Source organism: Streptomyces sp. NPDC059679, assembly GCF_042734105.1.
Taxonomy (GTDB): Bacteria; Actinomycetota; Actinomycetes; order Streptomycetales; family Streptomycetaceae; genus Streptomyces.
Genome location: NZ_JBHWES010000045.1, coordinates 22,801 through 48,512, shown reverse-complemented (window position 1 = coordinate 48,512; position 25,712 = coordinate 22,801). Strand labels below are relative to the sequence as shown.

Sequence of the window (25,712 nt, the reverse complement as noted above, 5' to 3'; positions counted from 1 at the left end):
CGGCCACAAGAAGGCACTTCGATGTCACTCACGCACACCGGTGTAACCCCTGGGCCCGCCGAACTCAGCCCCTGCGGCCAGAAGGACCACCCCGACTGCGGCATCCGGGATGTGCTGGACCGGGTCGGCGACAAGTGGTCGGTCCTCGTCGTCGTCGAGCTCGCCGGCGGGCCACGGCGCTTCCGAGAGCTGCAACGCGGGATCGACGGCATCTCCCAGCGCATGCTGACCCTCACGGTGCGCAGACTGGAGCGTGACGGGCTCGTCCTGCGCACCGTGTACCCCACGGTCCCCGCCCAGGTCGACTACCGCCTCACCGAAACCGGCGCGAGCCTCACCCACCTGATCAGGGCTCTCGCCGAGTGGTCCCTGGCCCACCGACCCGTCATCGCCGAAGCCCGACGCGACTACGACCACAAGCACCCTGATCACGACATGCGCTGATCGGGCTGATGCGCGGCATCGCATACGACACCTGGGAGGGAACGCATGCGCACACACTGCTGGCGGAAGTCCTCGTACAGCGGGGAAGGCAACGCCTGCCTCTACGTCTCGTCAACCGACGACGCCACCATCCGGCTCCGCGAGAGCGACGCCCCCGACACCATCCTCACCACCACCCCCACCGCCCTGCGCGCCTTCCTACGCAGCGCCAAGGCGGGCCGCCTCGACCATCTCGACAAGGCGTAACCATGTCCGCAGAACTGCGTCTCACCGTCCTGGGGTGCGCCACGCCCTACCCCAGCGTGGACAACCCCTGCTCCGGCTACCTCGTGACCAGTGGCGACACCCGCATATGGGTGGACGCGGGCACCGGGACGCTGTCGCCGCTGCAACGTCATGTCCGGCTCGACGAGCTGGACGCGATCTGGATCTCGCATCTGCACGCCGACCACAGCGCGGACCTGCTGACCGCCTACTACGGCGCGCTCTTCGCGGACATCCAGCTCGCCGCGCCCATCCCCCTGTACGGCCCGCCGGGTATCGCCGACCGGCTCGCGCACTTCCTCACCAACACCTCAGAGCGCAGCCCGGTCGAGTCCGCCTTCGCCATCGACGAACTGCACGACGGACACCAGGTGCGCGTCGGCGCGCTCACCCTCACCAGCCGTACGGTGGCACACGGCATCCCGGCCTTCGCCCTGCGTGCCGAGGCCGACGGCAGGTCGCTGGTCTACTCCGGGGACACCGCCCCGTGCCCCAACCTGACCAGCCTGGCCGAGGGGTGCGATGTGCTGCTGTGCGAGGCCGAGAGCGCGGAGCGGCCGAGCTCGGGGGAACAGGTCCACCACACGCCCGAAGACACGGGCGACACCGCCCGCGCGGCCGGGGCGGGACGGTTGATCGTCACGCATGTCGGCCGCTTCCTCACCCCGCAGCAGGCGGTGGCCCGGGCCTCGGCCCGTTTCACCGGTCCCGTCGACTACGCCGCACCCGGCGCCACGTTTGTGGTCGGCTGACTCGCCCGCGCCGCGGACCGCAGCTTCGCTGCGCGTTGCGAGTGGGCGCGCTGCGCTTCGCGTGGGCTTCGCTGCGCTTCGCCTGTGCCTATACGCCGTCTCGCGGCATTCGGCTCACGCGGGTGCGGGTTTCGTCTCGGACCCTCCGGGTCCAAAGCGCCGGCGAGAAGGGGGGAAGGGGGCGGCCGACCCGTTGTTCTGGTTCCTCGGCCCGGCGGGCGGCTGAGCTCAGGACTGGCTCCGCTGCGCTCCGCCGCAGCTGCTGCCGCGCGGTGGCCGACCGGTCAGTCCAGCGGTGCGCTGGACCGGGGGCGCGCGAGCGCGACGAACGGGCCGGCGAACGCTGGACGGCATGGTCCGGACGCCGCGTGCGGGCATCGTCTCGCGCCTTCGGCGCACAGCAACCGGCAGCGGGAAGGAGGGTCGCCCGAAGCGGTGGGTGCCGGTCCGGTTCGGGCCCTCCACCCACCTGCTCTTAAAAAAATGCTTGCTCTGCATCAAGTACTGCATCAAGTGTTTTTCTTAGAGCAGGTGGGGGGAGAGGCGATCCCGTCCCCCGGTGCCCGCCCATCCGTCGCGCTCCCACGCCCCCGATCTAGCGCACCGCTGGTCCCCTTGATCGGCCACCGCGCGGCAGCAGCTGCGGCGGAGCGCAGCGGAGCCTCTTTGAGCCCAGCCACCCGCCGGGCCCAGGAATCGGGACAACGGGCCAGCCGTCCCCCTTCCCCCCTTCTCGCCGGCGCTTTGGACCCGGAGGGTCCGAGACGAAACCCGCGCCCGCGTGAGCCGAATGCCGCGAGACGGCGTATAGGCGCAGGCGAAGCGAAGCGGAGCCCACGCGGAGCGGAGCGGAGCGCTCAAGCCGCGATGCCGAAGGCATCGCGGGGCGTCGGCGCGAGTTCGAACCAGAGCAGCTTGCCGCTGATCCCGAAGAGCTCGTCGGCGAGGGCGTAGCCGCCCCAGTTGTCCGCACAGATCCGCACGATGAGCAGCCCGCGCCCGTACGTGGCCTCGGTGTTCGCAGCGGCTTCGGCGAGGGCGGCCGAGCGGTCGAAGAGGGCCGGTGGCTTGTCGAACGGCGGCGGGATATCGGGGTTGGTGTCCCAGATGCTGACACGGAGGCGGCCCTCTTCGACGGCCCGGATACGCATCTCCGCCGGGCCGGTGGTGTGACGGTAGGCATTGGTGACCATTTCGCTGGTCACGAGCGTGGCTGGGTCGGTGAGTTCACCCATGTCGTGCCGGGTGAGGACGGCCCGCAGGGTGGTCTGGGCGATGGCTGCGGCGCGGGGGTCATGGGGCAGGCGGAGGGAGTACGACCAGGGGTTTTCCAGATCCTCCGGGGATACGGTCGGCACGGAAGTCTCCTGTCTGGAGGAGGAGTTGGCTGTGCCCTGTCTCACACCGTAGCTCTGGCCGCATAAGGTATTCGATGATTCCATTGAAGTGCTTGGAATTCCACTCGTGTGAGTGACGCGCCTGTTGCACGTGAGCAGAGAGAATCGGCAAATGCCCCAGAGAAGTGTTCCGACAGCCCGTCAGCTCCGTCTCGGCATCGAACTTCGCAGGCTCCGGGAGCGCGCCGGATTGTCGTCAACCGAGGCAGGGCGCCTGCTCGGCACCAACCAGACGACGATCAGCAACATCGAGGCGAGCCGCTTCGGAGTCAGCGCCGACCGGTTGCGCGCGTTGGCACGCAACTACCGCTGCGCGGACGAAGCGCTGATCACGGCGCTCATCGACATGGCGGCAGAGCGCAAACGAGGATGGTGGGAGGAGTACCGCGAGACCCTTCATGCCGGATTGCTCAACCTGGCCGAACTCGAACACCACGCCATCGAGCTGCGCACGGCCTACGTCGCGCATATGCCGGGCTTGCTGCAGACCATCGATCACGCCCGTGAGATCTTCCGGCAGGCCGTGCCGCCGCTGTCGCCGCCAGACGTCGAACACCATGTCTCGCATCGGGTCAAGCGGCAGGCCGTTCTGTATCGGGACAAGCCCACCCCGTATACGGCGATCGTCCACGAGGCCGCCCTGAGGATGCGCTTCGGCGGACCGGAAACCGCGCGAGGGCAGCTGCAGCACATCCTCGACATGTGCGAACAGCCCCACATCAAGGTGCTGGTGATTCCCTTCGAGGCCGGATCGTTCCCCGGCTCGGGGCAGTCGATCCTCTACGCAGTCGGTCCCGTCCCACAGCTGGACACCGTGCAGCTCGATACGGAGTATGGCTCCGAACTGCTCGATGCGCCCGCCCAACTGGAGAGGTACCGCGTCGTGTTGGACCGCATGGAGACGGTCGCCCTCACGGAGCGGAAGTCGCGCGACCTCATCCAGAACATCATCCGCACCCTGAAAGGGGAATGAGATGTCCGCCCGCGATTGGCAGAAGTCCTCGTACAGCGCCCAAGGCAACGCCTGCCTCTACGTCTCCTCCACCACCGACGCCACCATCCGGCTCCGCGAAAGCGACGCCCCCGACACCATCCTCACCACCACCCCCACCGCCCTCCGCTCCCTCATACGCAGCGCCAAGGCCGGCCACCTCGACCACATCGGCAAGGTGTGAGCCAAAAACACACTTTGCCTTCTCTTTACAACCCGCCCCACCGCCCCCTCGTCTCTCCGCTCGATCCGTAACTCAGCCCGCCGCGTACCCGTACACGTACCCGTACCGGCCGGGCGGACCGACGAGAGAGAGCGATCCCATGCGCCGAACCGTCCTCAGTGCCGTGGCACTCGCGTGCACCGCCGTGCTGGCGAGCACGGGGCCCGCGTTCGCCGACGAGGCGACCCCGGTCCCGAGCAAGACCCCGGCCTCCACCGTCCCGTCCCCCCGCGAGGAGCCCACCAAGACCCCGGAAACCGCCGCGCCCGCCACCGCCGTCCCGACCCCCCGCGACGAATCGCGCCAGAAGCCGGCCGACCCCCAGGTCCGCGCGGTGCCGAAGGGCGCGCCGAACACCGGGGTGGCGGAGGAGTCCTCGGATTCCGGGGTTGGCGCCGGGCTGATCGGCGGCGGCGCTGCCGGGGTGCTCGTCGCGGGTGGCGCGGCGGTGTTCGTCGTACGTCGCCGGCGGGCGACCGGGGCATGACCCTGGTCTCCAGGCGCGCGTTCGCCACGGCGGCGATGGCCTCGCTGCTCGTGGGGTGCGGCGGCGGCCACCAGGCCGAACAGGCCAATCAGGCCGCGCAGGACGCGCGGACCGGCGGACGCTCCGGGAGTACGCCGTCGCCTTCTTCGAACCCCGTGGAGGCGGCGCGTGCCCTTGGGCGTTCGGTCCCGGTCAGGCTGCTGATCCCGGCCATCGGAGTGGACACCTCGGTCATGCGGCTGGGGTTGGCGGCGGACGGGACCGTGCAGGTGCCCCCGATCGCGGCGCACGACCGGGCGGGTTGGTACCGGCACTCGCCGACACCGGGGCAGGTCGGCCCGTCGGTCATCCTCGGCCATGTCACGGTCGGCGCCTACGGGGACGGGGTCTTCCGTCACCTCTCGCGGCTGAACCGGGGAGACAGGATCGAGGCGCGCCTGGAGAACGGCAAGACTGCGGTGTTCACCGTCAGCTCCGTACGGACAGTCGCCAAGGCGGACTTCCCGGCGGACGACGTCTACGGGAACGTGGACCGGCCGGAGCTGCGGCTGATCACATGTGGTGGCCCCCGCAGCGGCGACGCGTACCGCGACAACGTGATCGTCTTCGCCGCGCTGAGCTCCACCAGCCCCTGACCAGCCACCCCTGACGCACCCACCCCCCACTGGATCCCGGGCCGATGGATCGTACGCCCGACGGAACGTATGCCGACGGAAACGTACGCCCACGGCCCGGGATCCCTCCCGACACGTGCCGCCACGGCAATGGAGAGTGTTGAAACGGTCCCGTGACAAGGCGGCGTCCGAGCTGTTCGTCGCCCTCTATCCGCGCCTCGCCGGCTGGTGCCGCCGGCTCGTCGACGACGACGAGACGGCCCACGAGATCGCCTCGGAGGCGTTCACCCGGCTCTGGGCTCGCTGGACGTCCGTGGAGGAACCCCGTGGCTTCCTCTACGTCACCGCGGCCAACCTCGTCCGGGACCACTGGCGCAAGCTGGAGCGCGAACGCAAGGCCCTGCGCCGCGCCACCGCGGAAGCCGCCACCCGCCCCCACACCGAACAGGCCGACCCGTCGGTGCGCCTGCTCGTGCAGTCCCTGCCGGAGCGACTGCGCGTCCCGATCCTGCTGCACTACTACGCTGACATGCCGGTCCGGGAGGTGTCCGTACTGACCGGGCGCAAGGAAGGAACCGTCAAGGCCGACCTCCACGCAGCCCGCGAACTGCTCCGCGCCCACCTGAGGAGAAGCCTTGACCACACGCCTTGACGACGGCTCGGAGTACGAACCCGACGACCCCCTCACGGTGATCCTGCGCCCCACCACCGACCACCTGAGCCCGCCCCCCGGCCGATACGAGACCATCCGCCGCACCGCCGCCCGCCGCCGACTGCTCCGTACCGCGGCCGGAGTCGGCCTGGCCTGTGCCGCCGCGGCTCTCGTCGCGCTGCCGCTCAACCTGGTGACTCGCGAGACACACGAGTCACCCGCACCCCCGACGGTCCCCCTCGTCCCGCCGGCCACGAGCGGTCGTACCGCACACCCGAACCCGAAGCCGAATCCGCCGACCCCGACGGCAACCTCCACCCCGTCGGAGGCACCCGGACGCGTCAGCCCCCGCCCCACCCAGGAGCCCGGGCCCGCCGTCTCCACCCGCGTACCGTCGGCGACACCGGTCTCGCCACGGGACGCACCGTCGAAGCAGCGGACCGGCCCCGTCGACGTACCCAAGAGGAAGGCTCAGTGATCCACGGCACTACCGGCGTCAGCCCGCACCCCTACCGCCGCACCTTCAGCTGACATGCGGGAAACTGCCGGTATGGATATCACGATCAGGCGGGCGCGGGACGAGGAGCTGGACGGGGTCGGCGAGCTCACCGCGCAGGCGTACCTGGGGGACGGGCTGCTGGAGTTCGGCGAGAGCGACGGGTATCTGGCCCAGCTGCGCGACGCGCGACGGCGCGCCGAGCTGGCGGAGCTGCTGGTCGCGGCGGACGCGGAGAGCGACGAGGTGCTGGGCACGGTGGCCTTCGCGGTGTACGGCGGGGCTTACGTGGATCTCGCCCGGCCGGGCGAGGGGGAGTTCCGGATGCTGGCCGTACGGCCCGAGGCGCGGCGGCGCGGGGCGGCGGAGGCGCTGGTGCGGGCGTGTCTGGACCGGGCGCGGGAGCTGGGCCTGGAGCGGATCGTGATCTCCAGCCAGCAGAAGATGGCCGCCGCGCACCGGCTGTACGGGCGGCTGGGTTTCGTACGGGCCCCGGAGCGGGACTGGGAGCCGGTACCGGGGATCACGCTGTGGGCGTTCACCGTGGAGCTGGCCGAGCCGACGCCGCTCCCCTAGTCCTCTTCGCACTTCTTGGTGTCCTTGTTGACGTCCATGATCTCGTTGATGTGCCCGAATTTGTACTTTCCTTGGGTCATTCCCTGGAAGGTGACGCACTTGTAAAACGGCTTCGACCCGTCGTTGTAGAACTTGAAAGCAGCGGTGATGCGCGTGCCTCCCAGGCAGTGGTTGTTGTAGTACACCGTGGTGGTCGTCCAGCCGGTCTTCCACGAGAAGTTGACCCGCGCATTGGACTCATTGCACTTGATGCTGTCCTTCCCCGACTTCGGCGGGGCGGCCTGTGCCGCCGATGCGGTCGGGGCGGGCGCCGCGAATGCCGGGGCGGACATCAGACCGAAGGTGAGGCCGGCGGCGGCGAGGGTGGCTCCGGCGGATATGAGAGTGCGCATCAATTCCCCCAAGGGTGGTCGCACATCACTACACGAGTGATCGTTCCAGGGCGGTCGCGATCACTAAAGGCTCCCGGCCCGGTGGGCGTCAACCCCCGGGTCCGCCGGGGCATGTTGGTGTCACCGGGCAAAGGCCCGGTCCTCCGCGATGGGTCGCAGAGGACCGGGTTATTCCTGAGGGGGCGGCGAGCTTGGGTGGGCTCAGTTGGTGTTGTTGGCGTGGGTCAGGGTCTCCCAGGCCACGAAGAGGTTGTTGGTGCCGGCGGGGCGCTGTTGTTCGGTGAGCTTCTGGGTGTTGTCCATGGGGTAGCCGAGGCGGTTGTGCAGGGCGTTGAACCCGACCTCGGTGATCGGGCCCAGGCCGCGCTTGACCGTCCCGCCGCACAGCCAGGAGGGCGGGGCCGTGCCCAGTTCGTACTTGGACTGGAAGCCCAGCGCCTGGCGGAGACGTTCGCCGACCTGGGGGTAGAGATCCTCACCCTGGATGCGCGAGGTCTCCGCGATATGCGAGATGGCGGAGATGCCGTATCCGGTGTGGGTGAAGTCCCGGCAGGTCTCCTGGGTCAGCCCGGTCACGAACGTGGACTGGCCCTGCCAGTACTTGACGATCTTGTCCTTGGTGTCCAGGCCGCTGCCCGGCACGGTCTTGGGCAGCGCGCCGTCGGATTCGAGGTAGACGTACGCCTGGGTGCGGTTCAGATAGCGGGCGACCGCCTTGTCGTAGCTGGTGCGGTCGTCGAGGAAGACGGAGATGCCGACGGCGGCCTCCATCATGGACAGCTCCCAGTTGCCGTTGCTGTTGGAGCCGTTGATGACCTTGGGGAGGTAGACGTTGCGCAGCATCGTCGCGAAGCGGTTGACGTTCGGCCAGCTGGTGTAGGTGTAGCGGATGATCTCCGCGGCGCGCGGCCACACCGATCCGGCCCAGCCGGTCTGGAGGGGTGCGTTGCTGTTGGTGTGGTCTTTGATCGTTGCCGACCAGGCGTCCATGATCTCGATCGCCTTCTTCGCGTAGCGATCGTCGCGGGTGACGTACCAGGCGAGCGCGTGAGTGTACGCGGCGATGGCGTCCTGCCGCTCATCGGTGCAGCCGTAGTTGGGGTCGGAATACGGGCCGCACTCCACCACTGCCCGCGGCTTAGGCGTGTACGACAGCGAGCCGTACTTGCTCGCCATCATCTGGTCGTACGCGCCTTTCCACGGCGCCGTGCCCGCCTGCACCTTGCCTCGTATGAAGTCGAGTTGGGAGCTGCCGACCAGGACACCGGGGTGGGTGAACGCGGCCTGGGCCCGGGTCTGGGTCTGGACCTGGGCCTGCGCCGGGCCGACGAGGGCCCCGGCCAGGCAGGCGGCTGGCAGGGCGGCGGCGGTGAGCGTGAGGACCTTTCGGTTGTGGGGGGTTCGCGGGTGGGTCGATCGGTCAGGAGTTGCAGGCATGGGGGGTTCCCTTCCGGCGGCAGATGCCCGGGCATCTGTTTGTGGACCCGAATACCGATCACATATGTGATGAGTGGGCGCGGGGGAGAAGATAGGTATAGACCAAGTCGCCGTCAAGAGACCTGACACCCGCCGCCGGTGGCCCTACGATGCGTTCACCCGACCACACCTCTCCCTCACGGCGGCGTCCATGAGCAACGCGTACTCGCCCATCCCCGAGCTCAACCTCCTCAAGGAGTTCGACGACAAGTTCGGGGCGGAGGGCTACGCCGACGGCTTCGAACTGCGCGACTACGACGACAAGAAGTGGCTCGACGGCTGGCTGCGCGATCCGGAGAACCCCGACCGCGCCGAGTTCTTCGCCGGTCTGATCCCCTTCGCGGATGCCACCGGCAGTGGTTCGGTCTACGCGCTGTGGCGGTGCGACGACCGGGCCGACCTCGCCGACCTCCCCGTCGTGTTCCTCGGCGACGAGGGCGACGTCTGGGTCCACGCGAGCAACCTACGAGAGCTGTTCCGGCTGCTTCCCATCGAACGCGACATGGCGTACGAGGACGAGGACCTGGACGAGCTCTTCCCCGCGCGTCAGGAATACCTCGCCTGGCTGAACCGGAACTTCGGCCTCGCCCCGCCCGACGAAGACGAGGAAGAAGCCCTGTTCAAGGCGGCCATGGAGGCATTTGCCCCGCAGTTCGGCACATGGCTGGGGCGGTTCACGGGCGAAGGCGTGGTCGAGGACATGCTCCGGATATCGCTCTGAGGTTTCAACCGCTCAGAGCGTCAAAGAGACACGCGTCAGCCGAGCCAGCCGCGTTCGCGCAGGGCGGCGGTGAAAGCGGCGTACGACTCGTCGAGCGCCGCGCGTTCCGTTTCGTCCGGCTCGATGTCCCGGCCCGTACGGACCATCGCCGCGGCGCTCGCCTCGAGGTCGGGGTGGAGCGTGCCGGAGGCAGCGAGAAGCGCGGCGCCGAAGGCGGTTTCGGCGTGGTCGGCGACGCGTAGGGGCATACCGAGGGCGGTGGCGCGGATGCGGGTCCACAGGGGGCTGCGGCTGCCGCCGCCCGCGGCCCATAGGGGTCCTTCGACAGGTACGCCCAACTCCCGTACGCGCTCAATGGCCAGGCGTTCCAGGAAGGCGACGCCCTCCAGCTCGGCGCGGTGACGGTCGGCCTCGTCGGCCGGGGTGCCGAGGAGGAAGCCGCGGGCCTCGCCGCTGACGAAGGGGAAGCGCTCGCCGTCGCGGCGCAGGGGGTAGGCGACCGCGGACGCGGGTCCGCGGGCGGCCGCGGCGCGGTCGAGGGCGGGGAGTCGGTCGGCGGGGACGTGTGCGAGGGCTTCGCCGCCGGTGTTGGACGCGCCGCCCGGCAGCCACCAGCCGTCGGGGTGGCGATGGCTGTAGAGCGCACCGGTCGGGTCGGTGACCAGTTCGCGGGTCACGCCCTTGAGGACGTACGTGGTGCCGAGGACGCCCACGAACTGGCCGGGCCGGACCGCCCCGGTGGCGATCTGCCCGGCGCATCCGTCCGTCATCGCGAGCCGGACCGAGCAGCCGGCCGGCAGCCCCGTCTCGTCCGCGGCGGCCGCGCACACCGTGCCCGCCTCGGTGGCGGGCGCCTGTACGGGCGGCAGCCACTCGGGCGGTACGCCCAGCGCGTCCAGGACCTCGGCGGGCCATTCGCCGACGCGGGCGTCGTAGCCGCTCTTGAGGGCGTGGCTCCAGTCGGTGGCGACCGGGCCTCCGGTGAGCCGCCAGGCGATGAGGTCGGGGGTGTGGAGCAGGTGGCGGGTCACCGCGCGGTCGGGGGTGTCCTCCCCCGCCAGCCACGCGATACGGCCGAGAGCCGCCGTCGGGCCGACCGAGAGGCCGAGGGCCTGCCAGCGGGGGGCGCCGATGCGCTGGGCTTGGGCATTGAGTTCGGCCGCGCGGCGGTCGTCGTACATCAGGGCGGGGCCGAGCGGTTCACCCGCGGCGTCGGCCAGGACGACCGTGCCGGAGGTCGCCGACATGGCGACGGCCACGACCTCCCGGCCGCCCGCCGGGAGCGCCGCGGTCGCCTGCCGCAACGCGGCGGCGACGGCGGGCCACCAGGCGCGGGCGTCCTGCTCGCTGTGGCCGCCCGCGCCGCGGCGCGGCGGGGGCAGCGGCTCGCGGGCCTCCGCTCGGACCTGTCCCCGCGCGTCGACGCAGACCACACGGACCGCCGCCGTGGCGATGTCGATGCCCGCCACGACCTCCGGGGAGGACGACGTTGTGCTCATAGGGGTCGGCTCCTTCGGTGCGCAGCGCGGCCGTACAACGGTGGGCCTTGGGGGCTCCCCGGCGCGCCCAAGGCCCACCAGCCCCATGTGCGAAGTGAAGTTAACACGGATGGCGTTAAGAGTGCGCCCCCGTAGCCCGCGTCGCCCCCGTGGCCTCCGTAGCCTTCGCCACCCTCACATCCGTACGCTCCCGCAGCTCCGCCAGCAGCCCCACGTCCACGCCGTCGTCGACCACCAGATGGTCGAACTCGTCGACCGGGCACAGCCGGTGCAGAGCCGTGCGCCGGGTCTTCGACGCGTCCATGAGGAGCACTTTGCGGCTGCCGGCCGCGAGCATGGCGCGCTTCACGAGGACCACGTCCTGCTCCTGGTGGTAGGTGGTGTGCGCGTCCACCGCCGAGGTGGAGACCAGCACCATGTCCACCGACAGCGCCTCGATCGCCGCCACGCAGGGCACGCCGAGGAAGGAGTCATGGGTGTGCGAGTACTCCCCGCCCAGGCCGATCAGCCGGGTCTGCGGCACCCCGGCGAAGACCTCCTCCACGCGCCGGGCGTTGGTCACCACGGTCAGCGGGGCGGCGTCGACCAGGAGCCGGGCCAGGGCGAGGGCGGTCGTGGAGTCGTCCAGCATGATCGACATGCCGGGCTCGACCAGCTCCGCGGCGGCCACGGCCACCGCCTCCTTCTCGGCCCGGTTCACGCCCATCCGGTAGTCCAGGCTGGACTCGAAGACCGAGGACGGCAGCGCGGAGACGCCGCCCCGGAACTTGCGCACCACACCGAGCCTGGCCAGCTCGTCCAGATCCCGGTGCACGGTCATCAGGCTGACGCCGGTCAGCTCGGCGAGTTCGGCCGCGGTGGCGGTGGAGTGCGCGAGCACGTACTCGGTGATGGTCTGCCTGCGTGCGGACTGGGAGCGGGGCGGGACGTCGGACGCGCCGGTCGTGGTCATGAGCCGGATTCTCCCCCACGGGTCGTCGGTACGTTGAGCGAACGCAGCGCCGTCCCCTCCCCCGCCACCTCGATCTCGCTCACCGCCGCGTTGTCCAGCCGCGGGAACACCTGCCGGTAGCGGCCGACGGGGATGCCCAGCAGCGCGCACAGCGCCATCCGGAGCAGGGAGTTGTGCGCCACGACGAGCACCGTGCGGTCCGGGTGCGCGGCGGCCAGGCCGCGCAGGGCGGCCGCGGCACGGGCCGCCGCGGTGGCGGGCGGCTCCGAGCCGGGGAAGGCGCCCGCTTCCGCGTCCGTCCGGAAGGCCCGTACGGCCGCCGGGTCCTCCGCCTCCATCTCGGCGATGGTGCGGCCCTCGCCCCAGCCGAAGTCGATCTCACGCAGATCCTCGACGACCTCGGGGACGAGCCCGAGCGCATCAGCAGCCGGGCGCGCGGTCAGCCGGGCCCGGCTCAGCGGGGAGCAGGCGACCGCGTGTACGTCGCGTCCGCTCACCCAATGGGCGAGCGCTTCCGCTTGCCGGAATCCTCGTTCCGTCAGGGCCACGTCGGAGATCCCCGCGTACCGGTTCTCCGCGTGCCACACCGTCTCGCCGTGGCGAACGAGCAGTAGACGAGCCGTCACAGGACGTTTCCTCTCCTCAGCCTGTATGACGCGCGGACCATTGCTTTGTCACGTCAACGATGTTAAATCTAGCGTCGCCTCTGTGATGGAACGCCGAAGAAAGGCCACCCATGCGCGTCCTCGCCGCCGGAGACCACTTCGTACGCCCCGACCTCATCATCGCCGCGCTCCGCGACGAGCCGGGTCTTGCGGACGTCGACGTCGCCGAGCTGACGCTGCCGTGGCCACACGAGCCGTTCGGCCCCGTGGGCGGCCGGGAGAGCCGGGTGATCGAGGCCAGCGGCACCGAGGAGCAGCTGATCGAGGCGCTGGCGGGGGCCGAGGTCTGCGTGACGCAGATGGCGCCGTTCACCGCCGGGGTCTTCGCCGCCCGCCCCGAGCTGCGCATGGTCGCGGTCTCCCGCGGCGGCCCGGTCAACGTCGACCTGCCCGCCGCCACCCGCGCGGGCGTCGCCGTCAGCTTCGCACCCGGCCGTAACGCCACCGCCGCCGCCGAGTTCGCGATCGGCATGATGCTCGCCGCGATGCGCCGCATCCCGACCGCCGACGCCGAGCTGCGCGCGGGCCGCTGGCGCGGGGACTTCTACGCGTACGAGGAGGGCGGCATCGAGCTGGACGGCGCGACCGTCGGCCTGGTCGGCTACGGGGCCATCGGCCGGATCGTCGCCCGGGTGCTGCGCGCGTTCGGCGCCCGGGTGCTGATCGCCGACCCGTACACCGACCCCGAGACCGCCCGCGCGGACGGCGTCGAACCGGTCGAGCTGGACGAACTCCTCGCCCGCAGCTCCGTGGTGAGCCTGCACGCCCGGCTCACCCCCGAGACCAAGGGGCTCATCGACGCCGACCGGATCGCCCGGATGCGGCCCGGCGCGGTCCTGGTGAACACCGCGCGCGGCGGCCTGCTGGACTACGCGCCGCTGCCCGAGGCGCTGCGCACCGGCCGCCTCGGGGCCCTCGCCCTCGACGTGTACGACCTCGAACCGCCGCCCGCCGACTGGCCGCTGCACTCCGCGCCCAATGTCGTCACCACCCCGCACCTCGCCGGCGCCACCCGGCAGACCGCCCACCGCGCCGCCGCCATCACCGCCGCCGAGGTCGGCCGCTACGCGCGCGGCGAAAAGCTCGCCCACCCCGCGAACTAGCGCCATCATCAGCCCAGCGCCACAGCCGATGCCCCAAGGAGGGCCGTACGCATGAGCATCGTCCTCGGAGTCGACGTCGGCACCTCCGTCACCAAGGCCGTCGCCTTCGGCCGCGACGGCCGGTCCCTGGCCGCCGCGAGCCGCCCCAGCCGGCTCGACCGCCTGCCCGGCGGGCGGGTCGAGCAGGACCTGGAGGACGTGCTGCGCACGGTCGCCGAGGTGGTCCGCGAGGTGACCGCCGCCCTGGCCGCGGGCGGCCTGGCGGCCCCGGTCGCGCTCGCGCTCACCGGGCAGGGCGACGGGCTGTGGCTGCGCGACGCGGCGGGCCGGGCGGTGCGCCCGCCGATCTCGTGGATGGACGGCCGGGCGAACGACACCGTGACCCGCTGGGGCGAGGACGGCACCATCCGCGAGCTCTACCGGCTCACCGGCTCCGGGGTGTTCCCCGGCTGCCATGCGCCGCTGCTGCGCTGGCTGGCCGACCACGAGCCGGAGGCACTGGCGCGCGCGGAGGTCGCGGGCTACTGCGTGGACGCGGTGGCGCAGCGGCTCACCGGCGTCATCGGCGTGGACGCCTCGGACGCGTCGATGCCCTTCCTGGACGTGACCACGCGCGAGTATGTCCCCAAAGCCCTGGAAGCGTGTGGAATCGCCGAATACGCCCGGCTGTTGCCGCCGCCCGCCGCGCCCGGCACCGTACGGCGGCTGGACGAGGCGGGCGCGAAGCTGCTCGGGCTGCCGGCCGGACTGCCCGTCACGGCGGGCCCGTACGACCTTCCGGCCTGCGCGATCGGCAGCGGGGTCGAGGAGGTGGGCGACGGCCTGCTGATCGTCGGCACCACGCTGGCCAGCCAAGTCCTCACCGACAGCGCGCGGATCGACCCGGCCGCGGACCCGGCGGGCATGTGGCTGTGCGTACCCGACCGGGACCGCTGGCTGCGCGGTATGCCCGCCATGGTGGGCACGGCGGCCCTGGAGTGGGTCCTGGAGTTCGCCGGGGCCACCACCGCCGACCTGGACGCGCTGCTCGCCGCGAGCCCGCCAGGGGCGCGCGGGGTGACCGCGCTGCCCTTCCTGTCCGACGCGGGCGAGCGCGCCCCGTTCGTGGAGCCCGCCGCGCGCGGCCGGTTGGACGGGCTGACCCTCGCGACGACACGCGCGGACGCCGTACGGGCCGTCTGCGAGGCCGTGGCGTACGCGGCCCGGCACTGCCTGGAGGCCGCGGGGCTGACGGCGAGCCTGGCGGCGTGCGGGGGCGGCACCCGATCCGCCGCCTGGACCCAGCTGTTCGCGGACGTTCTCGGGCGGCCGGTGCGCATCCCCGACGAGCCCGAGGTGGGGGCGCGCGGCGCGGTCGCGGTCGCCTGGCGGGCGCTCGGTGACCCGGTGGACGCGTCACAATGGCGAGCCGATTCGCGTACTGTCGTACCGGACGCGGACCGCGCCGAGGCATACGAGCGCGGCTACGCGGACTACCGGGCCAGGTTGGCCCGTACCCTCACGGAGTGGCGGGCAACGACGCCCGCTTAGAGTTCGACCCGGAGTTCGACCCGGCGCCGCGCCGGCCCCGATGACGAGCCCTTGCCGGGCCGTGCCGGGCCCTGTCAGGCTCGCGCCCGGCCGTCCGCGCCGGACCCTCGCCAGGACCGCCCCAGGGCCCGTATCGGGCCCGCACAAGGGCCGCCTCGGGCCCGCGTCCGGCTCGTGCCAAGTGCGCGTCAAGACTGCGCCAAGTCCGGCACTGAATAGCACATTCGTACGAAACACTCCACCTCGCGACACAACATGTGGGGGCGCGTGCGCTCGCCACCACAAGATGTATGCTCATGCTCGCTGTCGCCGCAGGGGAATCCGGTGGGAATCCGGAACTGTCCCGCAACGGTGTACGCGTACGCTTTTGCGTACCCGCAAGTCCGAGGACCTGCCGACAGCCGTCTCATACGTCCGGGCCTCGCGGGTTGGGCCGGTGGACGCTGCGCGGTATGCCGTCCGCTGTTTCGGCATGCCCGTACGCGCCCATCGCTGACCGCCCCGCAAGGCCCCTAGCCGAGCGAGGGAGAGCACTTCAGTGACCATCGCGCCAGCCGATCCGGTTTCAGAGGCAGCGGCTATTCAGGGAGCGGACGACGCGCCCGGGACCGCCCTGCTGCGGACCCTGACGGAGCTCACCGCCGACCTGCCCGCCACCGACCCCGGCAAGGTCGCGGCCGCCGCCCTGCGCGGCCGCCATCCCGGTTCGGACGAGGCGGAGTTGCGCACTCTCGCGACCGAAGCGGCGGCCGGGCTGATCGCCGAGGAGCCGGAGTACTCGAAGCTCGCCGCGCGGCTGCTGACTCTCGCCATCGCCGAGGAGGCGGCCGGGCAGGGCGCGGTCTCCTTCTCCGCCTCGGTGGCCGTGGGGCACCGCGAGGGCCTGATCGCGGACGGCACGGCCGAGTTCGTGACCGCCCACGCCGCCCGCCTGGACGCCCTGGTCGACCGCGCGCTGGCCGACGGCGCCGACGACCGCTTCGGCTACTTCGGGCTGCGCACGCTGCACAGCCGCTATCTGCTGCGCCACCCGATCACCCGCCAGGTGATCGAGACCCCGCAGCACTTCCTGCTGCGGGTGGCCTGCGGGCTGGCCGAGGACCACTCGGAGCGGGCGCTCGACGACGTCGCCGAGCTCTACCGGCTCACCAGCACGCTGTCCTACCTGCCCAGCTCCCCCACCCTGTTCAACTCCGGCACCCGGCACCCGCAGATGTCGTCCTGCTATCTGCTGGACTCGCCGCTGGACGAGCTGGACTCGATCTACAACCGCTACCACCAGGTCGCGCGGCTCTCCAAGCACGCGGGCGGCATCGGCCTGTCGTACTCGCGCATCCGCGCCCGCGGTTCGCTGATCCGCGGCACCAACGGGCACTCCAACGGCATCGTGCCGTTCCTGCGCACGCTCGACGCCTCCGTCGCCGCCGTCAACCAGGGCGGTCGGCGCAAGGGCGCGGCCTGTGTCTACCTGGAGACCTGGCACGCGGACATCGAGGAGTTCCTGGAGCTGCGGGACAACACGGGCGAAGAGGCCCGCCGCACCCACAACCTCAACATCGCGCACTGGATCCCGGACGAGTTCATGCGCCGGGTCGAGGCCGACGCCGACTGGTCGCTGTTCTCGCCGGTCGACGCGCCCGCGCTGGTCGACCTGTGGGGCGAGGAGTTCGACGCCGCGTACCGGAAGGCCGAGGCGGAGGGTCTTGCCGTCAAGACCGTTCCGGCGCGCCAGCTGTACGCCCGGATGATGCGCACCCTCGCGCAGACCGGCAACGGCTGGATGACCTTCAAGGACGCCGCCAACCGCACCGCCAACCAGACCGCCGAGTCCGGCCGGGTCGTGCACTCCTCCAACCTGTGCACCGAGATCCTGGAGGTCACGGACGACGGCGAGACGGCCGTCTGCAACCTGGGGTCGGTCAACCTGGCCGCGCACCTGGGCAAAGACGGCGGCGCCGGGGAAGAAGTAATGGACTGGGAGCGGCTGGACGCGACCGTCCGTACCGCCGTCACCTTCCTCGACCGTGTGGTGGACATCAACTTCTACCCCACCCAGGAAGCCGGGGCGTCCAACTCCCGCTGGCGGCCGGTGGGTCTGGGCCTGATGGGCCTCCAGGACGTCTTCTTCCGGCTGCGGCTGCCCTTCGACTCGCCCGAGGCGCAGCGGCTGTCCACCCAGATCTCCGAGCGCATCATGCTCGCGGCGTACGAGGCGTCCTGCGCGCTCGCCGAGCGCCACGGCCCGCACCCGGCCTGGTCCGCCACCCGCACCGCGCGCGGTGTGCTGCACCCGGACCACTACACGGACGCGGTGGCGACCTGGCCCGAGCGGTGGGCGGCGCTGCGCGAGCGGATGGCCAAGTCCGGCATGCGGAACTCGCTCCTGCTGGCCATCGCCCCGACCGCGACGATCGCCTCGATCGCGGGCGTGTACGAGTGCATCGAGCCGCAGGTCTCCAACCTCTTCAAGCGCGAAACGCTCAGCGGTGAGTTCCTTCAGGTCAACTCCTACCTGGTGAACGACCTGAAGAAGCTCGGCGTCTGGGACGCCCAGAGCCGCGAGGCGCTGCGCGAGTCCAACGGCTCGGTCCAGGACTTCTCCTGGGTGCCCGCGGACGTACGGCAGCTGTACCGGACCGCGTGGGAGGTCCCGCAGCGCGCCCTGATCGACATGGCCGCCGCCCGCACCCCGTACCTCGACCAGAGCCAGTCGCTGAACCTCTTCATGGCCTCGCCGACCATCGGCAAGCTCAGCTCGATGTACGCGTACGCCTGGAAGCGCGGCATCAAGACCACGTACTACCTGCGCTCGCGCCCGGCGACCCGGATCGCCCAGTCCGCGCGCGCCGCCGCTCCCGCCACCATCCCCGTACAGCAGGCGCCCGCCGATCCCGAGGTCATCGCCTGCTCCCTGGAAAACCCCGAGTCCTGCGAGGCCTGCCAGTGACCACCGCCCCCGACCGCGTCAAGAACCTCCTGGACCCCGGGTTCGAGCTGACCCTGCGGCCGATGCGGTACCCGGACTTCTACGACCGCTACCGCGACGCGATCAAGAACACCTGGACCGTGGAGGAGGTCGACCTCCACTCGGACGTCGCCGACCTCGCCAAGCTCTCCCCCGGCGAGCAGCACCTGATCGGCCGCCTGGTCGCCTTCTTCGCGACCGGCGACTCGATCGTCGCGAACAACCTGGTGCTCACCCTCTACAAGCACATCAACTCGCCCGAGGCGCGGCTGTATCTGTCCCGGCAGCTCTTCGAGGAGGCCGTGCACGTCCAGTTCTATCTGACGCTGCTGGACACCTACCTCCCCGACCCGGACGACCGGGCCGCCGCGTTCGCCGCGGTGGAGAACATCCCGTCCATCCGGGAGAAGGCGGAATTCTGCTTCCGCTGGATCGACTCGGTCGACAAGATCGACCGGCTGGAGACCAAGGAGGAGCGCCGCCGCTTCCTCCTCAACCTGATCTGCTTCGCGGCGTGCATCGAGGGCCTGTTCTTCTACGGCGCCTTCGCGTACGTCTACTGGTTCCGCTCCCGCGGCCTGCTGCACGGCCTGGCGACGGGCACCAACTGGGTGTTCCGCGACGAGACCATGCATATGAACTTCGCGTTCCAGGTGGTCGACACGGTCCGCGAGGAGGAGCCCGAGCTCTTCGACGACGAACTCCAGCAGCAGGTCACCGACATGCTGCGGGAGGCCGTCGAGGCCGAGCTGCAGTTCGCCCGCGACCTGTGCGGCGACGGGCTGCCGGGGATGAACACCGAGTCGATGCGCCAGTACCTGGAGTGCGTCGCCGACCAGCGGCTCGCCCGCCTGGGCTTCGCCCCGGTCTACGGCTCGGAGAACCCGTTCTCCTTCATGGAGCTGCAGAACGTCCAGGAGCTGACCAACTTCTTCGAGCGCCGCGCCTCCGCGTACCAGGTGGCGGTCGAGGGCTCGGTCTCCTTCGACGACGACTTCTGAGCCGTTTCTGATTCAAACCCGACATGCGCGCGCGGCGCCCCTGGGATCTCCCGGGGGCGCCGCGCCGCGCTTCGTTACGTGGCAGGCGTCAGTCGTTGGGCACCGTCTCGTAGCGCGGCGTGCCCTCCGCCATCTGCCGCAGCGCGTCCTTACGGTCGCGCTTGGAGAGGCGGTCGATGTAGAGACGGCCGTAGAGGTGGTCGGTCTCGTGCTGCAGGCAGCGGGCGAAGTAGCCGGTGCCCTGGACCGCGATCGGCTTGCCCTCGGCGTCCTGGCCGCGCACCACCGCGTAGTCGGGGCGGGCCAGCGAGGCGTACGCGGTGGGCACCGACAGACAGCCCTCATTGGAGTCGTCCAGCACCCGGCGGTCGGCCGGCAGCTCGTCCAGCACCGGATTGCAGACCACGCCGACGTGGCGGACGCCGTCGTCGTCCGGGCAGTCGTAGACGAAGACCTTCAGGCCGACGCCGATCTGGTTGGCGGCCAGGCCCACGCCCTCGGCCGCCTTCTGGCTGGCGAACATGTCGTCGATCAACGCGGCGAGCTTGTCGTCGAACTCCGTGACGTCCTGGCACTCCTTGTGCAGCACCGGATTGCCGACGACCGTGATCGGACGGGCCGTGCCGCGCTCGCGGTACGCACGCTCGCGCTCCTCACAGTCCTCCGTGTCCACGATGAACTCGTCGTCCACCCGCTGCTCAGTCCCTTGCTGCGCCATCGTCCGCCGCACGCCTTCCTCAAAACCAGACTCGTCGCCCTACAGGGTAAGGCCCGCGCGGGATGGGCGGGTATGTCAGCAGACCTCTGGAGACCTCTGGCGGGTATGTCAGAGACCTCTGGCGGGAATGTCAGCAGACCTCTTCCAGGTCCCGCCACTCGCGGGTGTCCGGGCTGTCCGCGACCCAGCCGTCCAGCAGCCCGCGCACCAGCCCGCTCGGCGCGGCGATCCCGCACTCCCGCTCCGCCACCCACAGCGAACCCGAGCCCGCCATCCGGTGCCCCAGCGGGCCGGGCTGGCCGGGCTCGCTGTGGTCATGCGGGTCCAGGTGCTCGCCCTCGCCCTCGTCGCTGGGCATCCGGCTCTCCGAACAGGAGCGGCACAGCAGCCGCACCGAGGACGACCAGTCCTCGGCGGCGAAGCCCGCGTCCGCCGCCAGCCGCTCCAGCGCGTCCCGGTCGGCCTCCGTCGCGGCCTCCAGCAGCACCACCCAGGTCGGCACCGGGGACGGCGCCCACAGCTCGATCTCGTCGAAGACCGGGTAGGCAGGACCGGCGGAGGTGACGCGCTCGCCGTGCGGAACGCCGTCGTGCAGCACCACCTCGCCCCAGCGCCGCCCGGAGGACGGCAGCGGGATGGACAGCACCTCGATCCGGGCCGGGTCCAGGCGGCGGCCCCAGACGACCTCCGACTCGCCCTCCGGCGACAGCCGCACCGCCGCGCTGCCCAGCTCCATGCCCAACGGCTCACCGGACGCGGATGCCTCACCGGGCACCTTCAGGCCGTACGCCTGCCAGGCGCGGCGCGCCAGCGGCCAGTCCTGCAGGGCGGTCGCGGCGATCCCCACGTTCCACCAGTCAGGGGCGCCGGTCTCGCGGTCCAGCAGCGCGACCGCGCGCAGCCCGGCCGCGCGCGCCTGCTCCCAGTCGTGCCGGAACTTGTGCAGCAGCGCCAGGTTGAACCAGGACTCCGACAGCCACGGCTCCAGGTCGGCGGCGCGGGTCAGCAACGCGCCCGCGTCCTCGTACCGGCCGTCACCGATGAGCGTGAACGCGCGGTCCGTGGCCTGCCGCCATGACGCGGACGGCCGGTGCCGCACCTTGCCGAAGATCTTCACCATTCCCGCCTGCCGGTATCGAAGTAGTACCGAACCAGATGTCCTCGCGGACGGCGTAGCCCTCCCTCGACGACAACCTGCCACACATTCGCGGACATCTCAGCCCGGCCCCTCACGGTTCGGCCTGGGGACGATGCCCACCACTCCTCCTTGCCGCCGGCCATAGGCCCGACACCCCCTCTCTTCGCATCCAACCATGCCCCTCGGGGCAGCCGCTCATTACCCGCGAGTTCTCACTTCGGGTGACCACGGACCTCGTCGTGCACCAGGTCATGCGCCGGATCGTGCTCCGGGTCGTGCTCCGGCCGCGACACGACCGTGGCCAGGGCCTCCACCACCGCCGGGTCGAAGTCACGGGCCGTGCCCCGCCGCAACCGCTCCAGAGCCCCGGGCCCGACCGCGCCCCGGCCCTTCTGAGGGTTTCCCAGTGAGGTGCCCGAGGAACCTCCCACCAATTCGGTGTAGGCGTTTACCGCCCGCACGATACGGGCCGGAAGCGGCTGTTCCCGATACGGGTCCGCCTGCCGCTCCACGATCTCCGCGACCTCCTCCGGCACCCCGGTCTGCCGTACGACAGCGCCGCCCAGCAGCGCTATCCGCCGCTGCTCGGCCTCCGGCAGCGGCTCGGTGGCCCCGGCCGGCACCGGGTCGAGCAGCGACAGCTGCCCGACGTCGTGCATCAGCGCCGCGTACTCGAGCACGGTCAGCGACGGAGCGGACAGCCGCAGCTCACGGCCGACGGCGCGGCTGAGGCCGGCGACCTGGCGGGCGTGGCCCGCGGGGGTGTAGCCCGCTATCTCCGTGGTCCTCGCCAGCGAGGCGACGGTCTGGCGGCAGGTGGCCCGTATCCCGGCACAGCGGCGGAAGGAGTACTGGACGAGCAGCAGCGGCACACAGAGCGCCGGCAGCACCCACAGCCCGGCCACGGCGACCGCCGGGGCCGTCACCGCCGCCGTCGCGCAGACCGCGGCCCCCACGCCGGGCAGCGCGCGCGGCTCGTCGCGCAGCAGGGGCGCGCAGGGGCGGCCCGTACCCGCCCGGGCCAGCGCCGCGGCCAGGGCCGCGTCGCCGAGCGCGGCCAGCGCCAGGACGAGCAACAAGGCCGCGACGAGGCACGGACCGTGACCGGGCCGGCCGAACCAGGAGGACAACCGGCCGGTGTGGTGAAGCGGTTGGCAGCAGATCGCGACGAAGGCGACGGTGAGCACCCGGCGCGCGGCACGGTCGAGGTCGGCCGGGTGTCCGAGGGCCGCGCGCATCACCAGGGCGAGGAGGGATGCCGCCCCGACGACGGCGACGGTCTGGAGGACGCCGTTCGTGGTCGGCGCACCGGCCGGCGGTCCCAGCGCGGCATAGCCGAGGGCCGCCGCGGCGGCGACGGGCGCGGGCTCGCGCTCCCCGGCCTCCGGCTCGCCGGGCCGCCCGCGCGCCCCGGCCGCGCCCCTGTCCGCGCCCGCGCCCGCGCGCACGGCCGGGCGCCCGTCCCACCGCATGGCCTCCCCCAGCGCGACAAGCGCCCCAAACGCGAGTGCCACCCCTGGCTGGCGCACGCCCACCCGCTGCGTCCATACGAGAGCGGCCACGACCAGCGCTCCCGCCGCCCCGTACACCGCGACAAAGGTGAACCCTCCCCGCCCGCTGGGCGCACCAGAGGGCGCCCAGCGCCGTACCCGAGGCCGGCCCGCGCCGGGCCACGGCACGGCACACCGCCACAGGCTCATGCGCCACCACCCCGGCCGGGCCGCGCGGCCTCCGGCGGTCGCGCGGAAGCCCGCCCAGACGGGACGTTTCCGCGCTGGTCCGCTGCGCGGTCCGGGCCGCTGTCCGGTGCGTGGGCAGGCACTCGGTCCGGTGCGTGGCCCGCTGTACGGCCCCGTACATGGTCCCGGACCGGGCGGGCCTCTTCCTGGGGCGTGGCGGGCCAGCCGTGGCGGTCCAGGGCGCGGGCCAGGGCGACCACCATCCGTGGGTCGAACTGCGCCCCCGCGCACCGTTCGAGCTCTTCCACCGCCGCGGGCACCGGCCGGGCCCGTCGGTAGGTCCGGGTCGAGGTCATCGCGTCGAAGGCGTCGGCGACCGCCACCACCCTCGCCGCCTCCGGGATGTCCGCTCCCGCGAGCCCATAGGGATAGCCGCTCCCGTCCAGCCGCTCGTGGTGGTGGAGGACGGCCTCCCGCGCCTCGCTCAGGAAGCCGATGCCGCGCACCATCTCGTGCCCGTACTCGGGGTGGAGCTCGATGGCGCGGCGCTCCTCGGGGGTCAGCGGACCGTTTTTGCGCAGCAGCCGGGTGGGGACGCCGAGCTTGCCGACGTCGTGCAGGACGCCCGCGATGCGCAACGCCTCGAGCCGGTCGCCGTTCATCCCCAGCTCGCGGGCGATCATGGCGGAGGCGCGGCCGACGCGCTCGCTGTGGCCGCGGGTGTACCGGTCCTTGATGTCGACGGCCTGGACGAGGGCGCGCACGGTGGCCTGATGAGCGGCGCGCTCCCGGTGGCACAGCGCGAAGACGCGGGCGCAGACGTACATCGGCGGCAGTACGAGAAGCGCGGCGGGCGGCCCGTACGGGCTGCGCCACAGCACCGCCATGGCCAGCCCGGCCAGGCCGTGCACCAGGTGGGGCACGAGCGAGCAGAGCACCCGGCCGCGCCAGGCGGCGCGGGGCGAGCGGCCCTCGGCCGCCATCAGCACGCCGCCTTCCAGGGCGGCGGCGGTCAGGCCGAGGGCGAGCGCGGCGACGGCCGCGGGCACCAGGGCGTACGGAAAGAAGCCCGGCTCACCGGCGGTGGCGGGGTCGGCGAGGGTGGCGGCAAGGGCCTCCCCGCCGCCGCAGAGCCCGAAGACGAGCGAGGCGGCGTACGCGGCGAGGGCGAGCCGCGCGGCGCGCCACAGCCGCCGCACCCCGGCGGGGCGCCGCTCCACGGCGCCGAGCAGCGCGCCGGGCACCGCGACGAGCGCGGCGGCGGGCGCGGGCAGCAGAAAAGCCCCGGCCAGAAGCGCGGGGCCGCACCAGTCCGGCGACGCCGTCACAGCAGGCGCGACGGCGGGCGGCGGGGGTGACAGGGGTGGACAGGCGTGGGAAGGGGGCCTGCGGGCCCCCGCCGCGTAGAGCGCGGCGAGCAGCGCGGCCGTGGCCCATGGGACGTCCGCCGCAGGCGTCAGGGCCGGGGCGGCGCACACCGCGACCAGGAGCGCGGCGCTCACCACGTAGACGCGCGCCGCCAGAGGAACCGCCCGCATACCCCCTCCTCCCCGTCCGTCGAACGGCCCCGGTCGGGGCCGTCAGATTGGGGAGGATAGAGCCCGGCACGCGGGGTTCGTCCGTATGCTCCGCCCGATTCCACACCTTCGGGTGATGATCGGGCGGGTTACGACGGGCGGCGCCGGCCCTGCACGAGGCGAGAGGTCAGTCCCGCACGAGGCAAGGGGTCAGTCCTGCGCGGGCGTCGGCGCGTTCGCCTCCGCGACGACCTCCCGCTCCGGCGCGACCTCGCCGGAGCGGATCAGCTCGATGCGGTTCATGACCTTCGAGCGCAGGTCGCTGGGCACGTCGTCATGGCCGCAGCACCGCTTGACCAGCTTCTTCACGGCCTGCTCCAGGCCGTACTTCTCCAGGCAGGGGGAGCACTCGTGGAAGTGCACCTCGAGCTTGGCGCGGTCGACGTCGGGCATCTCCCGATCGAGGAACTCGTAGAGGTGGTCGAGGACCTCGGAGCAATCCGTCTCGTGCGGCTCTCCGCAGCTCATGAGTCCGCGCCTTTCCGATCGTTCGACTCGTCCGCCGCGGCGGGCGCGCCGGCCGGGACCAGTCCGCGCCCACGGGCGTAGTCCTCGAGCAGACCGCGCAGCTGGCGGCGCCCACGGTGCAGCCGCGACATCACCGTACCGATGGGTGTCCCCATGATGTCTGCGATCTCCTTGTAGGCAAACCCCTCGACGTCCGCGAGATAGACCGCGATGCGGAACTCCTCGGGAATGGCCTGGAGCGCTTCCTTGACGTCCGAGTCCGGCAGGTGGTCGAGCGCCTGCGACTCCGCGGAGCGCAGACCGGTCGACATATGCGACTCGGCGCGCGCCAGCTGCCAGTCCTCGATCTCCTCGGCCGCGCTGCGCTGGGGCTCCCGCTGCTTCTTGCGGTACGAGTTGATGAAGGTGTTGGTCAGGATGCGGTACAGCCACGCCTTGAGGTTGGTGCCCTCACGGAACTGGTGGAAGGACCCGTACGCCTTCGCGTACGTCTCCTGCACCAGGTCCTCGGCGTCGGCCGGATTGCGCGTCATACGCAATGCGGCGGAGTACATCTGGTCGAGGAAGGTAAGGGCATCCCGTTCGAAGCGCGCATTGCGCTCGACGTCCGTCTCCTGCGGCTGCCCGACCGGCCGGCCCTCAGTCACGCCGTCGGTCCCCGCGTCGGTGCCAGTGACCTGACCCACCTCCTCCGCCTTCGTGGCGAGGCCGCCGAATGCGGACCCGCTCGAATCGGAGAATAGACGACGATCCGGTCCGCCCGCCGCTTCGTTCCGGGCAGTCCACCCCGTCTGCGGCTGCGACCAGTCCAGGTCAGCGGCGCGCGGACGGGCCGGGCAAGCGAGCGAACCCATACTGGGGACTCCTTCTGCTGGTGCGGGTACCTGAGCCTGTTCCTGGTGTTCCTGATCCATATACGCCCGCTACAACAG

Annotated in this window: 27 protein-coding genes and 1 riboswitch; of the genes, 15 read left to right on the top strand and 12 right to left on the bottom strand. The window is 71.6% G+C overall.

The genetic code is table 11. The annotated features are described in order from the left end of the window. Nucleotides 1–21 precede the first annotated feature (21 nt). Genes ACFV2X_RS35750 through ACFV2X_RS35740 form a run of 3 tightly spaced genes read left to right on the top strand, consistent with a single transcriptional unit; the run spans nucleotide 22 to nucleotide 1,460 of the window. A complete protein-coding gene (locus tag ACFV2X_RS35750) occupies nucleotides 22–444 on the top strand; it encodes a winged helix-turn-helix transcriptional regulator (RefSeq protein WP_385624776.1) in 423 nt (140 codons plus the stop codon). Between the two features lie 45 nt (nucleotides 445–489). Further along, nucleotides 490–690 carry a DUF397 domain-containing protein gene (locus tag ACFV2X_RS35745; protein WP_385624773.1) on the top strand — a complete coding sequence of 67 codons (201 nt, stop codon included), beginning with the start codon at nucleotides 490–492 and terminating at the stop codon, nucleotides 688–690. Nucleotides 691–692: 2 nt separating this feature from the next. Next, complete coding sequence (locus tag ACFV2X_RS35740; protein WP_385624770.1) at nucleotides 693–1,460, top strand: MBL fold metallo-hydrolase; 768 nt, start codon at nucleotides 693–695, stop codon at nucleotides 1,458–1,460. A gap of 857 nt (nucleotides 1,461–2,317) precedes the next feature. Here ACFV2X_RS35740 and ACFV2X_RS35735 read toward each other — a convergent pair. Continuing rightward, nucleotides 2,318–2,818 (bottom strand): ATP-binding protein, encoded by a 501-nt coding sequence (locus ACFV2X_RS35735; RefSeq protein WP_385624767.1) that lies wholly within the window; start codon nucleotides 2,816–2,818, stop codon nucleotides 2,318–2,320. A 151-nt stretch (nucleotides 2,819–2,969) separates the two neighbouring features. Here ACFV2X_RS35735 and ACFV2X_RS35730 point away from each other — a divergent pair, with 151 nt between their 5' ends. The 7 genes from ACFV2X_RS35730 (at nucleotide 2,970) to ACFV2X_RS35700 (ending at nucleotide 6,896) form a co-directional block, all read left to right on the top strand. Continuing rightward, nucleotides 2,970–3,830, top strand: a complete 861-nt coding sequence (locus tag ACFV2X_RS35730) for a helix-turn-helix domain-containing protein (protein ID WP_385624892.1) — start codon at nucleotides 2,970–2,972, stop codon at nucleotides 3,828–3,830. Nucleotide 3,831: 1 nt separating this feature from the next. Next, nucleotides 3,832–4,032, top strand: a complete 201-nt coding sequence (locus tag ACFV2X_RS35725) for a DUF397 domain-containing protein (protein WP_385624764.1) — start codon at nucleotides 3,832–3,834, stop codon at nucleotides 4,030–4,032. 139 nt (nucleotides 4,033–4,171) lie between these two features. Further along, a complete protein-coding gene (locus tag ACFV2X_RS35720) occupies nucleotides 4,172–4,558 on the top strand; it encodes a sortase-dependent protein (RefSeq protein ID WP_385624762.1) in 387 nt (128 codons plus the stop codon). Continuing rightward, on the top strand, nucleotides 4,555–5,193 hold the full coding sequence (locus ACFV2X_RS35715) for a class F sortase (RefSeq protein WP_385624759.1): 639 nt from the start codon (nucleotides 4,555–4,557) through the stop codon (nucleotides 5,191–5,193). Before ACFV2X_RS35720 ends, ACFV2X_RS35715 begins: the two co-directional genes overlap by 4 nt. 139 nt (nucleotides 5,194–5,332) lie before the next feature. After that, nucleotides 5,333–5,824 (top strand): RNA polymerase sigma factor, encoded by a 492-nt coding sequence (locus ACFV2X_RS35710; protein WP_385624756.1) that lies wholly within the window; start codon nucleotides 5,333–5,335, stop codon nucleotides 5,822–5,824. Then, on the top strand, nucleotides 5,808–6,302 hold the full coding sequence (locus tag ACFV2X_RS35705) for a hypothetical protein (RefSeq protein ID WP_385624753.1): 495 nt from the start codon (nucleotides 5,808–5,810) through the stop codon (nucleotides 6,300–6,302). Before ACFV2X_RS35710 ends, ACFV2X_RS35705 begins: the two co-directional genes overlap by 17 nt. Nucleotides 6,303–6,374: 72 nt before the next feature. Beyond that, a complete protein-coding gene (locus ACFV2X_RS35700) occupies nucleotides 6,375–6,896 on the top strand; it encodes a GNAT family N-acetyltransferase (protein WP_385624751.1) in 522 nt (173 codons plus the stop codon). On the opposite strand, the gene ACFV2X_RS35695 is transcribed toward ACFV2X_RS35700, so the two are convergent. After that, a complete protein-coding gene (locus tag ACFV2X_RS35695) occupies nucleotides 6,893–7,288 on the bottom strand; it encodes a hypothetical protein (RefSeq protein ID WP_385624748.1) in 396 nt (131 codons plus the stop codon). The genes ACFV2X_RS35700 and ACFV2X_RS35695 overlap by 4 nt on opposite strands. Nucleotides 7,289–7,489: 201 nt before the next feature. Continuing rightward, nucleotides 7,490–8,725 (bottom strand): alginate lyase family protein, encoded by a 1,236-nt coding sequence (locus ACFV2X_RS35690; protein WP_385624746.1) that lies wholly within the window; start codon nucleotides 8,723–8,725, stop codon nucleotides 7,490–7,492. Between the two features lie 190 nt (nucleotides 8,726–8,915). On the opposite strand from ACFV2X_RS35690, the gene ACFV2X_RS35685 reads away from it, so the two are divergent. Continuing rightward, the gene (locus ACFV2X_RS35685; RefSeq protein ID WP_385624743.1) at nucleotides 8,916–9,485 is read left to right on the top strand and encodes a hypothetical protein; all 570 of its coding nucleotides are present in this window, start codon (nucleotides 8,916–8,918) and stop codon (nucleotides 9,483–9,485) included. A gap of 35 nt (nucleotides 9,486–9,520) precedes the next feature. On the opposite strand, the gene ACFV2X_RS35680 is transcribed toward ACFV2X_RS35685, so the two are convergent. From ACFV2X_RS35680 to ACFV2X_RS35670, 3 genes are all read right to left on the bottom strand, one after another. Further along, entirely contained in the window at nucleotides 9,521–10,984 is a 1,464-nt protein-coding gene (locus tag ACFV2X_RS35680) for an FGGY-family carbohydrate kinase (RefSeq protein WP_385624740.1), read from the bottom strand. Nucleotides 10,985–11,099: 115 nt separating this feature from the next. Then, nucleotides 11,100–11,936: a DeoR/GlpR family DNA-binding transcription regulator gene (locus ACFV2X_RS35675; protein ID WP_385624737.1), complete on the bottom strand. Its 837-nt coding sequence runs from the start codon at nucleotides 11,934–11,936 to the stop codon at nucleotides 11,100–11,102. Then, nucleotides 11,933–12,562 (bottom strand): histidine phosphatase family protein, encoded by a 630-nt coding sequence (locus ACFV2X_RS35670; protein ID WP_385624734.1) that lies wholly within the window; start codon nucleotides 12,560–12,562, stop codon nucleotides 11,933–11,935. Before ACFV2X_RS35670 ends, ACFV2X_RS35675 begins: the two co-directional genes overlap by 4 nt. Nucleotides 12,563–12,672: 110 nt before the next feature. Here ACFV2X_RS35670 and ACFV2X_RS35665 point away from each other — a divergent pair, with 110 nt between their 5' ends. The 4 genes from ACFV2X_RS35665 to ACFV2X_RS35650 all read left to right on the top strand — a co-directional run bounded on the left by ACFV2X_RS35665 (nucleotide 12,673) and on the right by ACFV2X_RS35650 (nucleotide 19,200). Further along, nucleotides 12,673–13,704: a 2-hydroxyacid dehydrogenase gene (locus ACFV2X_RS35665; RefSeq protein WP_385624732.1), complete on the top strand. Its 1,032-nt coding sequence runs from the start codon at nucleotides 12,673–12,675 to the stop codon at nucleotides 13,702–13,704. A gap of 51 nt (nucleotides 13,705–13,755) precedes the next feature. Next, complete coding sequence (locus tag ACFV2X_RS35660) at nucleotides 13,756–15,234, top strand: FGGY family carbohydrate kinase (RefSeq protein ID WP_385624729.1); 1,479 nt, start codon at nucleotides 13,756–13,758, stop codon at nucleotides 15,232–15,234. Between the two features lie 283 nt (nucleotides 15,235–15,517). Continuing rightward, nucleotides 15,518–15,648: riboswitch (cobalamin riboswitch) on the top strand. 124 nt (nucleotides 15,649–15,772) lie between these two features. Further along, the gene (locus ACFV2X_RS35655; RefSeq protein ID WP_385624726.1) at nucleotides 15,773–18,181 is read left to right on the top strand and encodes a ribonucleoside-diphosphate reductase subunit alpha; all 2,409 of its coding nucleotides are present in this window, start codon (nucleotides 15,773–15,775) and stop codon (nucleotides 18,179–18,181) included. Beyond that, nucleotides 18,178–19,200, top strand: a complete 1,023-nt coding sequence (locus ACFV2X_RS35650) for a ribonucleotide-diphosphate reductase subunit beta (RefSeq protein WP_385624724.1) — start codon at nucleotides 18,178–18,180, stop codon at nucleotides 19,198–19,200. Before ACFV2X_RS35655 ends, ACFV2X_RS35650 begins: the two co-directional genes overlap by 4 nt. An 88-nt stretch (nucleotides 19,201–19,288) precedes the next feature. Here the strand turns inward: ACFV2X_RS35650 and def are convergent, their stop codons facing one another. The 6 genes from def to ACFV2X_RS35620 form a co-directional block, all read right to left on the bottom strand. Further along, the gene (def, locus tag ACFV2X_RS35645; protein ID WP_089504921.1) at nucleotides 19,289–19,918 is read right to left on the bottom strand and encodes a peptide deformylase; all 630 of its coding nucleotides are present in this window, start codon (nucleotides 19,916–19,918) and stop codon (nucleotides 19,289–19,291) included. A gap of 130 nt (nucleotides 19,919–20,048) precedes the next feature. Beyond that, entirely contained in the window at nucleotides 20,049–21,035 is a 987-nt protein-coding gene (locus ACFV2X_RS35640) for a tetratricopeptide repeat domain-containing protein (protein WP_043486837.1), read from the bottom strand. 233 nt (nucleotides 21,036–21,268) lie between these two features. Then, entirely contained in the window at nucleotides 21,269–22,756 is a 1,488-nt protein-coding gene (locus tag ACFV2X_RS35635; RefSeq protein WP_385624722.1) for an HD-GYP domain-containing protein, read from the bottom strand. Then, nucleotides 22,753–24,273 (bottom strand): HD-GYP domain-containing protein, encoded by a 1,521-nt coding sequence (locus ACFV2X_RS35630; RefSeq protein ID WP_385624720.1) that lies wholly within the window; start codon nucleotides 24,271–24,273, stop codon nucleotides 22,753–22,755. Before ACFV2X_RS35630 ends, ACFV2X_RS35635 begins: the two co-directional genes overlap by 4 nt. A 189-nt stretch (nucleotides 24,274–24,462) precedes the next feature. Then, nucleotides 24,463–24,780, bottom strand: a complete 318-nt coding sequence (rsrA, locus tag ACFV2X_RS35625) for a mycothiol system anti-sigma-R factor (protein WP_089504922.1) — start codon at nucleotides 24,778–24,780, stop codon at nucleotides 24,463–24,465. Continuing rightward, nucleotides 24,777–25,466, bottom strand: coding sequence for a sigma-70 family RNA polymerase sigma factor (locus ACFV2X_RS35620; RefSeq protein WP_014176604.1), 690 nt, complete (start codon nucleotides 25,464–25,466; stop codon nucleotides 24,777–24,779). The genes rsrA and ACFV2X_RS35620 overlap by 4 nt, the downstream gene beginning before the upstream one ends. Nucleotides 25,467–25,712: the final 246 nt, after the last annotated feature.